General features: G+C 60.6%; 12 protein-coding genes. 1 reads left to right on the top strand and 11 read right to left on the bottom strand.

Annotation, left to right across the window (positions count from 1 at the left end; all coding sequences use genetic code 11):
• Positions 1-60: 60 nt before the first annotated feature.
• A complete protein-coding gene (glmS, locus tag QP941_RS03830) occupies positions 61-1,932 on the bottom strand; it encodes a glutamine--fructose-6-phosphate transaminase (isomerizing) (RefSeq protein WP_284868065.1) in 1,872 nt (623 codons plus the stop codon).
• A 95-nt stretch (positions 1,933-2,027) separates the two neighbouring features.
• Complete coding sequence (locus QP941_RS03835) at positions 2,028-4,832, bottom strand: FAD-binding and (Fe-S)-binding domain-containing protein (protein ID WP_284868067.1); 2,805 nt, start codon at positions 4,830-4,832, stop codon at positions 2,028-2,030.
• A 204-nt stretch (positions 4,833-5,036) separates the two neighbouring features.
• Here QP941_RS03835 and QP941_RS03840 point away from each other — a divergent pair, with 204 nt between their 5' ends.
• Positions 5,037-5,870 carry a dienelactone hydrolase family protein gene (locus QP941_RS03840; protein WP_284868068.1) on the top strand — a complete coding sequence of 278 codons (834 nt, stop codon included), beginning with the start codon at positions 5,037-5,039 and terminating at the stop codon, positions 5,868-5,870.
• 4 nt (positions 5,871-5,874) lie between these two features.
• Here the strand turns inward: QP941_RS03840 and QP941_RS03845 are convergent, their stop codons facing one another.
• The 9 genes from QP941_RS03845 to QP941_RS03890 form a co-directional block, all read right to left on the bottom strand.
• Complete coding sequence (locus QP941_RS03845; protein WP_204610194.1) at positions 5,875-6,135, bottom strand: hypothetical protein; 261 nt, start codon at positions 6,133-6,135, stop codon at positions 5,875-5,877.
• Entirely contained in the window at positions 6,135-7,928 is a 1,794-nt protein-coding gene (locus tag QP941_RS03850) for a hypothetical protein (RefSeq protein WP_284765994.1), read from the bottom strand. Before QP941_RS03850 ends, QP941_RS03845 begins: the two co-directional genes overlap by 1 nt.
• On the bottom strand, positions 7,925-8,239 hold the full coding sequence (locus QP941_RS03855; RefSeq protein ID WP_225745951.1) for a hypothetical protein: 315 nt from the start codon (positions 8,237-8,239) through the stop codon (positions 7,925-7,927). The genes QP941_RS03850 and QP941_RS03855 overlap by 4 nt, the downstream gene beginning before the upstream one ends.
• A gap of 112 nt (positions 8,240-8,351) precedes the next feature.
• Positions 8,352-9,695 (bottom strand): phosphoglucosamine mutase, encoded by a 1,344-nt coding sequence (gene glmM, locus QP941_RS03860; RefSeq protein ID WP_225745952.1) that lies wholly within the window; start codon positions 9,693-9,695, stop codon positions 8,352-8,354.
• 48 nt (positions 9,696-9,743) lie between these two features.
• On the bottom strand, positions 9,744-10,070 hold the full coding sequence (locus tag QP941_RS03865; protein ID WP_005328036.1) for a type II toxin-antitoxin system HicB family antitoxin: 327 nt from the start codon (positions 10,068-10,070) through the stop codon (positions 9,744-9,746).
• A 400-nt stretch (positions 10,071-10,470) separates the two neighbouring features.
• A complete protein-coding gene (gene rpsI / locus QP941_RS03875; protein WP_284868069.1) occupies positions 10,471-11,004 on the bottom strand; it encodes a 30S ribosomal protein S9 in 534 nt (177 codons plus the stop codon).
• Positions 11,004-11,447 carry a 50S ribosomal protein L13 gene (gene rplM, locus QP941_RS03880; RefSeq protein ID WP_034668278.1) on the bottom strand — a complete coding sequence of 148 codons (444 nt, stop codon included), beginning with the start codon at positions 11,445-11,447 and terminating at the stop codon, positions 11,004-11,006. The genes rpsI and rplM overlap by 1 nt, the downstream gene beginning before the upstream one ends.
• Before the next feature lie 405 nt (positions 11,448-11,852).
• Complete coding sequence (locus tag QP941_RS03885) at positions 11,853-12,140, bottom strand: WXG100 family type VII secretion target (RefSeq protein ID WP_005322746.1); 288 nt, start codon at positions 12,138-12,140, stop codon at positions 11,853-11,855.
• A gap of 69 nt (positions 12,141-12,209) precedes the next feature.
• Positions 12,210-12,524 carry a WXG100 family type VII secretion target gene (locus QP941_RS03890; RefSeq protein WP_005322747.1) on the bottom strand — a complete coding sequence of 105 codons (315 nt, stop codon included), beginning with the start codon at positions 12,522-12,524 and terminating at the stop codon, positions 12,210-12,212.
• Positions 12,525-12,573: the final 49 nt, after the last annotated feature.

Consider the following 12,573-nt stretch of genomic DNA (forward strand, 5'->3'; position numbering starts at 1 on the left):
TACCTCCCACGCAAGAAACGCGGCAAGTAAGGGGGCTTAGTAGGTACCGTTCGGCGTGGATTACTCCACAGTCACGGACTTGGCTAGGTTACGCGGCTGGTCCACGTCGTAGCCCTTGGACTTTGCTACATGGGCGGCAAAGATCTGCAGCGGCACGGTGGCCAGCAGCGGCTGCATGAGGGTCGGCGCCTTCGGGATGCGGATAACGTGGTTAGCGTAATCCTCCACGGCGGTATCGCCTTCTTCCGCAATCACGATGGTGATGGCACCGCGGGCGCGGATCTCCTGGATATTGGAGACAACCTTGGAATGCAGGGAGTCGCGGCCGCGCGGAGACGGCACGATGACGAAGACCGGCTGGCCTTCCTCAATCAGTGCAATCGGGCCGTGCTTGAGCTCGCCGGCGGCAAAGCCCTCGGCGTGCAGGTAGGCGATCTCCTTGAGCTTCAGCGCGCCCTCAAGAGCTACAGGGAAGCCGACGTGGCGGCCCAAGAAGAGCACGGATTCCGCATCCTTCATGGAGTTGGCCAGGTTGGCCACCTGGTCCTCTTCGTCGATGACGTTTTGAACCTTGTCCGGCATGTGGCGCAGCTCAGCAAGAACGCTCTGGATTTCATCGGCGAACATGTTGCCGCGCAGCTGGGCCAGGTAGAGGCCGAGCAGGTAGGTAGCGGTAATCTGCGCCAGGAAAGCCTTGGTGGAGGCCACGGCGATTTCCGGACCGGCGTGGGTGTAGAGCGCGGCATCGGATTCGCGCGGAATGGACGAGCCCTGGGTATTGCAGATGGCGATAACCTTGGCGCCCTGCTGGCGGGCGTGGCGCACGGCCATCAGGGTATCCATGGTCTCGCCGGACTGGGACAGCGCGACGACGAGGGTCTTCTCGTTCACGATCGGATCGCGGTAGCGGAACTCGTGGGCGAGCTCGACCTCGGTAGGAATGCGGCACCAGTGCTCGATGGCATAGCGTGCCACGTGGCCGGCATAGGCGGCGGTACCGCAAGCGATGACGATGATCTTGTCGATGGACTTCAAAACGGTCTCATCGATGCGCAGATCATCGAGGGTCAGCTGGCCCTGTTCGTCGAAGCGGCCGAGCAGGGTATCGCGCACAGCGGCGGGCTGGTCGTGGATTTCCTTTTCCATGAAGGAATCGAAGCCACCCTTTTCGGCAGCGGCAGCATCCCACTTGATTTCAAAAGGCTTGCCCTGCGCGGGGTTGCCCTCATAGTCAGTGATTTCTACCTCATCGGCGGCGATGGTCACGACCTGGTCGTTGTCCATCTCTACGGCGGACTTGGTGTAATCGATGAAGCCGGATACATCGGAGCCGAGGAAGTTCTCGCCCTCGCCTAGGCCGATAACCAGCGGCGAGTCACGGCGAGCGGCAACGATGCGATCGGCCTGCTCGGCGTGGATGGCCAGCAGGGTGAATGCGCCCTCCAAGCGGGAGCAGGTCAGCTGCATTGCCTTGGTGAGGTCACCAGCGGCCTCGTTGTGGAAGACATCGCCCAGCAACGTAGCGGCAACTTCAGTGTCGGTCTCGGAAACGAAGTTGTAGCCCTTGTCCAAAAGCTCGGACTTGAGCTCGGCAAAGTTCTCAATGATGCCGTTGTGCACCACGGCCAGCTTGCCGCCATCGACCACGTGCGGGTGCGCATTCAGGTCGGTGGGGCCACCATGGGTAGCCCAGCGGGTATGGCCAATGCCCAGCACGGAGTCTGGCAACGGGCGGGCCTCAATCTCAGCATCCAGCGCAGCGACCTTACCGGCCTTCTTGCGCCAGCTGATGTCCCCATCGGCGTACATTGCTACGCCAGCGGAGTCATAGCCGCGGTATTCCAAACGGCGCAGCCCTTCCAGAACTACGTCGAGGGCGAAGTAATCACGGTCACCACCAGCGTGACCAATATATCCAACAATTCCACACATGGTTGCTGATTTTACAGCACGTGGAAGAAACCTCTAGGCGGGCGGGGCGTCGGCAAGCGGGGCATAGTGCCCCACCCGCTAGTGCGCTGGGAAAACTAGCGCGTCGCCTGCTCCAAAAGCTCCAGAATGTGGTGATAATCCTCGCCGGTAGCGCGGGTCAGGCCAAGCTCGCAGGTGCGGTTGGTCGAGGCATGATACTGCGCCCCGATCTCCTTGACTTGCGCTGCTTCGGCTCGCGTTGCGGCGTCGGTTAGCTCCGGGTGCAACATGCCGCGGTCGCCGGCATAGCCACAGCAATTCCAGTCAGTAGGAATGTGTACCTCGGCCGCGGCAGCGCGGGCTACCTTCTCCACGTCTTCCATCATGCCCAGCTGGAAGGCAGAGCAGGTGGGGTGCACGGTCACGGAGGCCGCCGGATTCTTAACCGCAAGCTGCGGCAGGAGGGTATCGGCCGTAAAGCTAATGGCGTCAAGAACGGTAATGCCCACCGACTCCAGCATGTCCTTAAAACCGGCGGTGCAGCTGCTGGCGTCCACGATGACCGGCAGACGCGCACCATCGGTAGCCTCCATGACGACATCGCGCACACGCTGTTCCATTGCATCGTGACCGGCCTGCATGCCCTTAGAAGCCCATGGGGTGCCACAGCAGAGCTTGTCGATGCCCTCCGGAACCTCCAGCGCTACCCCGGCGCGCTCCAAGAGAGCCACGAAGGAATCGGTCGTGCCCTTGCCGCCGCCCTGCGGGCCAAACATGGTGTTCACGCAGGCAGGCAGATAAATACCGGTGGTCTGCGCGTAGCGATCACCCACGCGCCCGGCCAAGCGGCCACGGGACTTGCCGCCCTTGCCCAGCTCCGGCTGGTACTGCGGCAGGTTATCGGTGCCGATGAGGCTGCGGCCCACGTCGGTGACCTTCTTGACCAGCTCGGTAGGCAGCAGGTGCGCGCCGGTCAGCGCCAGCCCGGCGCCTTGGCTAACCACCTGCCAGTTCTTGGCTGCAGCTCCCCACAGCTTTTGCTGCGCCGGCTGGGCCTCCTCGCGGCGCAGACGCTTGATGAACTTACCGGTATCGATGCCCACTGGGCAGGCGGTGCGGCACATGGAATCCACCGCGCAGGTCTCGATGCCCATGTATTCATAGGCCTTATCCAGCTCGGCTACGAGCTGGCTATCGCCGGCTTCTTCCGCGCGCTTGCGGGCGCGGCGCACGACGATGCGTTGGCGTGGGGTCAGCGTGAGATCGCGCGACGGGCAAACCGGCTCGCAGTAGCCGCACTCCACGCAGCGGTCCACTTCCTCTTCCACGGTGGGGTTGAGCTTGATGTTTTTGATGTGCGCGTCTGGGTCATCGTCCAAGATGACGCCTGGGTTCATCGTGTTGGTGGGATCGCAGGCCCGCTTGAGTTCTTGCATGACCGCGTAGAGTTCGTCGCCGTACTGGCGGCGCACATACGGCGCCATGGCGCGGCCGGTGCCGTGCTCGGCCTTGAGGTTGCCCTCGGCCGAGAGAACCAAGTCCACCATGCCCTCGTTGAAATCGTTATACCGACCAATGGCGTCATCGCCTTCAAAGCGGTCCGTGAGCAGGAAGTGGATATTGCCGTCCTTGGCGTGGCCGAAAATGACGGCATCGTCATAGCCATACTGAGCAAAGAGTTCCTGCAGGGAAGAACAGGTATCAGCCAGGTCCCCCACGGGCACGACGATATCTTCCAAGAGCGCGGTTGTACCGGACGGGCGTGCCTCAGCGACCTGGGCATACAGGCCCTTGCGGAAGCTCCATGCCGTATTGCGCGAAGCGGTATCGGCCGAGAAGGCGGCTGGCGATTGCAGCGGCAGCTCGCACAGAAGCTGCGAGCCCTTGCCTTCCTTCTCCCGCAGTTCTTCTTCCGCGTCAGCGTGGTACTCAATGAGCAGTGCGGCCTGCTTATCCACATCGAAACCGGTGATGGCCTGCGGAACCTTATCAAAGCCTTGGCCTACGCGGATCGAGGCAGAGTCCATCAGCTCCAGGGTGGCCGCCCCGGTATCTAGCAGGGCCGGCAGGGACTTGGTGGCGGCGGTGAGGTCATCAAATACAGCCACCGTAGTGGTGGTCAGCTTGGCAATCGGCACCGTGCGGAATACCGCTTCTGCAATGAAGGCCAGGGTTCCCTCCGAGCCGATGAGCAGGTGCTCAAAGAGCTTGACCGGGCTATCAAAATCCAGGAAGGAATTAAGGCCATAGCCCATCGTGTTTTTCAGCTGGAAGTGGCGGCGGATAATATCCACGGATTCCTGGTTATCGCGCACGCGGCGCTGCAGGCGGGTGAGCGTTTCCACCAGCTCCGGTTCCTGTTGTTGAAACTGCTGGTCCGCGTCCGCATCGGCGGTATTGATCACGGTGCCGGTAGGCAGCACGAAGGTTAGCGATTCCAGAGTGTTATACGTATTGAGCTCGGTACCGCAGGCCATACCGGAGGAGTTATTGGCCACCACGCCACCGATGGTGCAGGCAGATTCACTGGCCGGATCCGGGCCAAGCTTGCGATTGCGCAGGCCCAGGCGGGCATTGACCTGGCGCACCGTCGCGCCGGGCTGGACGCGCACGCGCTTGCCCTCATCCAATACCTCGATGCCGCGGAAGTGCTTGCGCACGTCCACCAGGTAGCCATCGCCGGAAGCCTGGCCGGCAAGGGAGGTACCGCCGGAGCGCAGGGTGACCGGAACATTCTGCTGCCGGCCCGCGCGGAAGATGGCGGCCACGTGTTCAGCCGAGCGGGCCTCAATGACTGCCTTGGGGGTGTACAGGTAGTGCGAGGCATCGGAGGCATGTGCCACGCGGTCAATGACCTCGGTCTTTACCTCCATCCCATAACGAGTAGAAAGTTCTTCCACATCAACGACGCCGGTAGTCATGTACCGCAGCCCGCCTTCCCAGAAAAATAGAGTATGTAGTTGCCCACACATTGCACTCCCCTACCCACAGGGGCGCAAGTTAGGAGGGGCTTAGGAAAGCCTTTCCACCACACCCGCGGCTCGGCTGGATACTACGCAGACATTTCTCAGATAAACCCGCACCCTTTCCCGCCTAGCGGGTGATCTTCATCTATCCTGGAATGCGTGTCTGCGAATTTGAATAAACATCTAGCAACGTTGTCGAAGCGCGGTCGCAACCGAGTTTTGGTTGGCGACCTTGACTATGCCGGAGTCACCGGCAAGGTTTATACCCCTGCGGAGGGCCAAAGCCTGCCCGCCGTGGCCTTTGGCCATGACTGGATGCACAAGATTAAGGATTACCACGCCACCCTGCGCCACCTGGCTAGCTGGGGCATCGTCGTGGTAGCCCCCGATTCCGAGACCGGCCCCTTCCCTAACCACCGCAACCTGGCCGCGGATATGGAATCCGCGCTGCAGATTGCCGCTGGGGTCAAGCTTGGCGCTGGCAATATTACGGTCTCCCCGGGCAAGCTCGGCATGATTGGCCACGGCATGGGTGGTGGCACGGCCGTGCTTGGCGCCTTGGATAATAAGAAGGTCGCCGCCGTCGCCGCGATCTATCCTTCCATCACCGCGCCGTCTGCGGTGCAGGCGGCCCGCCGACTTAATACCCCGGGCTTGGTCATTGGCGCCGGCCAGGAAGACATTTTCAATGCCGGCAACCCCGCCAAGCTGGCCCATAACTGGAATGGCCCAGTCTGCTTCCGCGCCATCGACAAGGGCAGCCACGCCGGCTTTACCGAAGATCGCCTGCGCAAGCTCGCCATTGGCACCGCCGCTTTCCAATCCGGCCCCACCGAAATCGCCCGCGGCTTGCTCACCGGCTTCCTGTTGGCCACCCTCAATGGCGATTCCACCTATGCCGCCTTTGCGGATCCAGAGGCGAGCGCCAAGAAGGTCACAAGCCTCGTAGGCGAGGACTTGGCCGAGCGCGCCGGCGTCACCCGCGACGCCTAAGGTATTAGCCCCGCCGCAGCACAGATTGCACCTGCCCCGACGCGTTCCTTGAGCGCGCCGGGGCAGCGCCATATCGGGGCCTTGGCATCGCCGCCGCTTGCCGACGCCCCACCTGCCCCTTCTCCCTTCGCGCCTCCTGCATGGCTTTATCCGCGGACTTTTCTAGCTCGTCTTGCGCTTTCGCCAGCGTTTTTTCAAATTCCAGCAGGCGTTTAGCCGTCCTTTCCCGAAAGCCCTGCGCAAATTCTGCGAAGTCGTTATTCATTACCACTGACCTGCCTTTCGTGCCTTAATGGTTGGTTCTTCTGGCGCGGGTGCCGCCTCCTGCTGCGGCGCTGGTGCCGGTGCCGGTGCTTCTTCTGGAGCCGGCTGCGGTTCCGGTGCCGGTGCTGGTTCAGGAGCCGGAGCTGGGGCTGGTGACGGTGCCTCTGCTGGACCGGCCGCCTGGAGGTGTGCCACCTTTTCTGGTGGCGGCGTTGGCTCCTCTACCTGAGACAGCTCAGGAGGCGGCGCCATAACGCCATCATCACTAGCTGGCTCGGGTTCGGGGCATGGCTCCGGCTCCGGCTCGGGTTCGGGTTCGGGTTCGGGCTCAGGTTCCGGGCAGGGATCTGGTTCTGGCTCTGGCTGAGGCTCAGGGACGGGGTCCGGTTCAGGCTCTTGCACCGGGCAATCCGCGTCGGACATGTTCTCCAGGCACTGCGCGGCGCCTTCCACAATGAGGCCCACGCCTACTAAAGCGATTCCGGCCCCTACCAGGCCGAGACTGCCACTGCAGGAGGATTCAATTCCACAGCCTTCTGAGCTGGTTTGGGTCGTTTCCACACATTCTTCGGTATTTCCCGCGGTATTTTCAGGGCAGAGTGTTTCCTCCCCTGCGCCCGAGTCAGAAGCGGGTTCTGTATCCATGTCTGGTTTAGGTTTCGGCTCAGGCTGAGGTTCAGGTTCCGGGCACGGTTCTTCTACTTGCTGTGGCTGTTCTGGCGGCTCCTGCGGCGGAATGATCTCCGCCTGTGCCGGCCTGGTGATCTCTACTTCGCGCTGGGACTGCGATGGACGCTCAGTTAATGATTGTTCGGTGCACTCTTGGCAACGGCAGCCGAGACCGTGTTCGGCAGTGGTCTCCGTGTGCACTTCCGTCTTGGCTGCAGGCTCGGGCTCGGGGCATTCCCTTGGCGGGACGGGTGGTGGCGAAGGAGGCGTCGGCTGTGGCGGCGTGGAAGTCGTCTGGCTCGATTCTTGCTTTGAGTCAGGCTCCGGCATGGGCGTGGGCTCTGGTGGGCACTCCACCTGGGCCGGCTCGGTGGGCTGCGACGGCGGAGGCGGGCATTCTTCCTTCGGCATCGGCTTAGTGGGAGTAGGAGTCTCCGGGCATTGCTCTACCGGTGCAGGGCAGGCATCATCTGTAGGTTTAGCCGGCGTCGGGCATTCTTCCGGCATTGGGCGCTCGCAGACGCATTCGCAACGCGATTCAAACTCGTTATAGCAGGACTCAATCGCATCATCGCGGTCACGGCAGGTGCTAGCGATATTGTGATTCGTCTCTTCGATAACGCGCCCGCCAATGGTGGAAAGAATCGGGATGATAAACCTGGCCAGCGGGTGCTTGGTAGCCACCATGGACAAGATATTCAACAGTGGGATGACCGCAGAGATGAGCTCGGTTAGGGCGGTGTCGGAGACATCGACGACGTCGGCAATAGCGCCCGAGCACTGCTGCGCCGAACTGGTGAGATGGGCAGCATCCTGGCGGTCAATGTCAAAGTCTTCCTGCACGCCGCACAGGTGCTCGCGCATGGCGCCCTGAGCAACCTCGGAATCATCTTGCTGCAAATAGCCCGCTAGTCCAGCACCGCCTCCCTTCGGGCGGTTTCCGCCCACGGCCGCAACGGTGTTTTTCACCAGGTTTTCGGGCGCGATGCCGTCCACCGCACCGACTAGCTCCCCCAGTAGGTTCATCGGCATGCTGGGGCCCTGGTAGTTTCCCAAGCATGCGAATTGGAATTGGGAAATCGCGTTGGAATAGTCCCCCAGCAGGGATTTTGTCAGCGTACTCACTTGCTGTCCGCCTCCCCGCCGCGCGCAAAGGAGCTGCCGAAGGACTCATCAAAATCGGCAAAGGCGCGCACCTGTTCATGGGCGGCATGGGCGGTGGCAGATAAATTATCCAACCTCTGCCCGCCGCGCTCATGGATGCGCGCCAAGACATTGCGAATGCGCTCACCGTGGCCGCCAAAGTTGCGTCCAGCCGCGGCCACCGGAAAATCCGGTACCTCGGCCCGGTGGGCATCGCGTTGTTCGTCGTTATCGGCTACGACCTGCCGTAGTGCGGACATCGCCTCCGAGGGGCGAAGAAAAACCTCAGACACTGGTGTATTCCCCCAAATCCATATGCGGTAAAAGTTCTCACCTTCATTGGACTGGGGATTGCGCCAAATGGTTCCCTAGGATGCCAAAATTCTTCCGCACCCGGCGGTTGCGCTAGACCGAGGAAACGATGGCGGAAAGCCTCCCGGCAACTTTGCGTGCCTGCTCCTTATCGGCGGCCTCCACCATGACGCGGAAAACCTCCTCAGTGCCGGAGGGGCGCAACAGGACGCGGCCGGTTTCGCCGAGTTCTTCCTCAGCCTGGGCAATGGCTTCTTGTACTTCGGGGGCGTCCATGATGACACCCTTATCAGAAACCGGCACGTTAATGAGCACCTGCGGCAGCACGGTCATCACCGATGCCAATTCCTTTAGGGACTTCCCGGACTTGGCCATGCGCGCCATGATGGACAGACCAGTTAACGTGCCGTCGCCAGTCGTGCAATCATCTGGCAACACGACGTGGCCAGACTGCTCGCCGCCCAAGGAGAAATCGCCGCGGTTGAGCTCTTCCAGCACGTAGCGGTCGCCTACTGCGGTGTGGCGCACCTCGATGCCTTGTTCCTGCATGGCTAGCTTCAGGCCCAGGTTAGACATGACGGTTGCTACCAGAGTGTTGTAGCGCAGGTCATTGTCCTCCTTCATGCCTACGGCCAGCAGCGCCATAATCTGGTCACCGTCCACAACATTGCCCTCGGCATCCACAGCCAGGCAACGGTCGGCGTCGCCATCGTGGGCCAGGCCCAGATCGGCGCCATGCTCGACGACGGCCGCCTGTGCCTTTTCAATGTGCGTCGAACCGCAGTCCTCATTGATATTGAAGGCATTCGGCTTGTTGTGGATAGCAATTACCTCTGCGCCAGCCGCCTCGTAGGCGATCGGAGCAACCTTGGAGGCCGCACCATTGGCGGTGTCTACGACCACCTTGATGCCGCTGAGGTCGGTGGAGACCACTTCCTTCAAGTGGTTGAGGTAGCGCTCGCGTCCGTCCGGGGCCTCCGAGATGATACGGCCCAGCTTGGTGCCGGTCGGGCCATCCTCGGTGAGGTTTTCCATGGTGGCTTGAATCTGATCTTCTACCTCGTCCGGCAGCTTCTTACCGCCTGCGGAGAAGAACTTGATGCCGTTGTCTGGCATCGGGTTGTGGGAGGCGGAAATCATCACGCCGAGATCCGCACCATAGTCATCCGTCAGGTAGGCAATCGCCGGCGTCGGCAGCACGCCCACGCGCACCACGTCCACGCCGCGGGAAGCCAGACCGGACGCAATCGCCGCATCCAGCATCTCGCCAGATACACGCGGGTCGCGGCCAATAATGGCCAGCGGCTGGCGCTCGTAGGATTCACGCTTGGCGGTAAATACCTCCGCAGCGGCCTGGCCTAGTTGCAAGGCCAGAATTGGGGTCAGCTTCTTGTTCGCGAGGCCGCGAACGCCATCGGTTCCAAAAAGTCGAGTCATGCAGTCAATTATGCACTCCTGTGCCCATCGATTACATGTTGGGGCGGTTTAGGCGGAGGCAAGCTTCTGGTTTATCAATGCGTTGAGTGAAATTCCTTCCGTCCTTGCTTCCATGACCAGCTTGCGATGCAGCGACGGAGAGGTTCGAACGTTGAATTTTCCCGAATATGACCGAGCCCCCAACGGCTGAGGGATGGTTTCTCCTGACACCTGCATATCTTCTACTACTTCCGCAACCAACTTCAGAAGTTCCTGCTCTGCACAGCTACGGTCAGAATCCAGCCACGATAGTGAAGGAAACTCGGCAACCGTCGCCACAAACTCATTATCCTCTTCAGACCAGAAGACTTGATAGGTGTATTTGCTGACGTCCATTTTCATCTTCTTTCTTGCTCGGTTTGTAGTTTTTGTACCGCTTTAAGAACTTGGCGAACTTGGTAAGCTTTCGCTTTTCCTTTCGCGCTCTGAATATTCACTCGGGGATCTCCACGCCATGGCGTCTTATACGTTCTGTGCGACGTGCCTTTGCTGCTTCTTCGCTCAAAAAAATAGTCACACACACTTACTAGATCCGAAAAAGCTATGTTCACTGGGCTTCTTTTCATTTTGGCCAAGATTTCTTCTACGCTGCTACCCACAATTAATCAGTACCACATATAGTACTACCGTGCAGAGGTGTCATTCTCCTCTGCCGAAGCTCAAAACGACGAAAGCCGCCGCCTCCCAAAGGAAGCAGCGGCTTTGCGTAGCGCTTGCGCGCGCAGTAGAAGCGAGATTAACGCTTGGAGTACTGCGGTGCGCGACGTGCCTTGTGCAGACCAGCCTTCTTACGCTCAACTGCACGAGCATCTCGGGTGAGCAGACCAGCCTTCTTGAGGGCGGTGCGGTCAGCCGGGTTGTAGATGTTCAGTGCGCGAGCGATAGCCAGACGCAGGGCGCCAGCCTGACCGGTTGGGCCGCCGCCGTTGACGGTGACCTTGAGGTCGAACTGGTTCTCGCGCTCCAGCAGGGTCAGCGGAGTGAGGATATCCTGCTGGTGCAGCTTGTTCGGGAAGTACTCGCCGAACTCGCGGCCGTTAACCACAATCTGGCCGGAGCCAGCAACGAGGCGAACACGTGCGACGGCGCGCTTACGGCGACCGACGGTCTGGATCGGGCCCTCGTGTACCGGAGCGGCAGCCTCGACCTCTTCGGTCTCGGCCGGTGCGATGGAATCACCGATGGTGTTGGTGAACTCTTCGGTAGCGGCGCTTGCTGCAGCGATGTCAGCAGCGTCGGCTACGTTGTTGTCGATGTTCTGCTCAGCCATTACTGTGCCACCTGCTTAAACTCGAAGGTTTCCGGCTTCTGGCCGGCGTACGGGTGCTCTTCGCCTGCGAAGACGTGCAGCTTCTTGATGGAAGCGCGGGAGAGCTTGTTGTGCGGCATCATGCCGGCAACGGATTCTTCGATAACGCGAACCGGGTTGGCGTCCAAAGACTGACCCAGGGTCATGGACTTCAGGCCGCCCGGGTAACCGGAGTGGCGGTAGCGCATCTCGCGGCCGCGCTTGGTGGAAGAAACGTGGATCTTGTCAGCGTTGATGATGATGACGTGGTCACCAGCGTCAACGTTCGGTGCGAACTGTGGCTTGTGCTTGCCGCGCAGCAGGTCTGCAACGGTGGAAGCGAGCTTGCCCAGCACCACATCAGTAGCGTCGATGACGTACCACTTGCGGGTGATGTCACCGCTCTTTGGGTGGAAAGTAGACAATTTGACTCCTTGAAAGTCTGTCTCGGAACTGCCGGCCAGCGCTAAGCATCCATTCACTCCCGTACAGCGGCCGGTGGAGACCTGCAGGGAGCGCTTCGCCAGCTGCTTGCCGACGAGCGAACACATAGGTCTCCTACCCTACTTGCTCACCTGCCCAAAGACCAAAACACCGAAACCGGCACCTTCCGCGGCTCAAACGGGAGGTGCCGGCTCGTGGGTACGGATTAGAAAGGTACGACTTCAAAGAGTGGAAGAGATAGCAAGAGAAATGAACTAGAAAAGGAGTACTCACGCTGGTTTCTTGGCCAGGGCTGCGGCTGCGTCCGCCTCCTGCCACGCGGGTGTGGTCAGTGGCACCGCAGCCCCCACGGGGACAGCGTGGAACCGTGCAAATAGAGTGTGGATTTAACCCCAGCTTGCGGCAGCGCGACGGTTGACGTCGCTCATTGCATCATTGCCCTGCGAGACGGTCTTGGAGATGGTGGCGAGCACGGTGTTGAGTTCCTGGGACGCCTTGTCCCACTTGGCCTGTGCTTGGTTATAAGCCACGGCGGACTCGCCTTCCCAGGTGCTCACCATGGGCTGAAGGCGCGCCTTCAGGTCTGCCAGGGTGCTGTTGATGCGACCAGAGGTGGCGTTGATATCGGCTGCGGCGGAAGAAATGGCCCCGAATTCGTACTTGATCTCGGACATGTGGTGATGGATTCCCTTCTGTGAATCTATAGCTTTTGGGCTGCGGAGTAGTGAAGTGTGCGGTGCGGTTTAGAGGGCGAGCCCGCCGCCCACGTTGGAGAAGGCCTGGGTGTTTTCTGCTTCCACGTTGTCGAAATTGTGGGCATTGCTGCGGATATTGTCAGAGATAGAGGCCAAGGCCTCACGCAGCTGCTGCGCAGAAGTGTTGTAGCGCTGCATCAGGTCGTCAAAGGAGACCTGGGCCTGGCCAACCCAGCTGCCGCGGACAGAGTCGACGACGCCCTGCAGGCGGGTGAGCTCGCCCTGGACTTCATCATTGGTGTTATCGACTTTGCCGGCGGTGGCGATCATGACATCGGCTTGTGTCTTGAAAGTCTGAGACATAAGAGTGCGCCCCTCCTTAGGGCGGATGAGATTGTGTGTATTTCCCCCG

This window comes from Corynebacterium sp. MSK150, assembly GCF_030229215.1.
Classification (GTDB): Bacteria; Actinomycetota; Actinomycetes; order Mycobacteriales; family Mycobacteriaceae; genus Corynebacterium.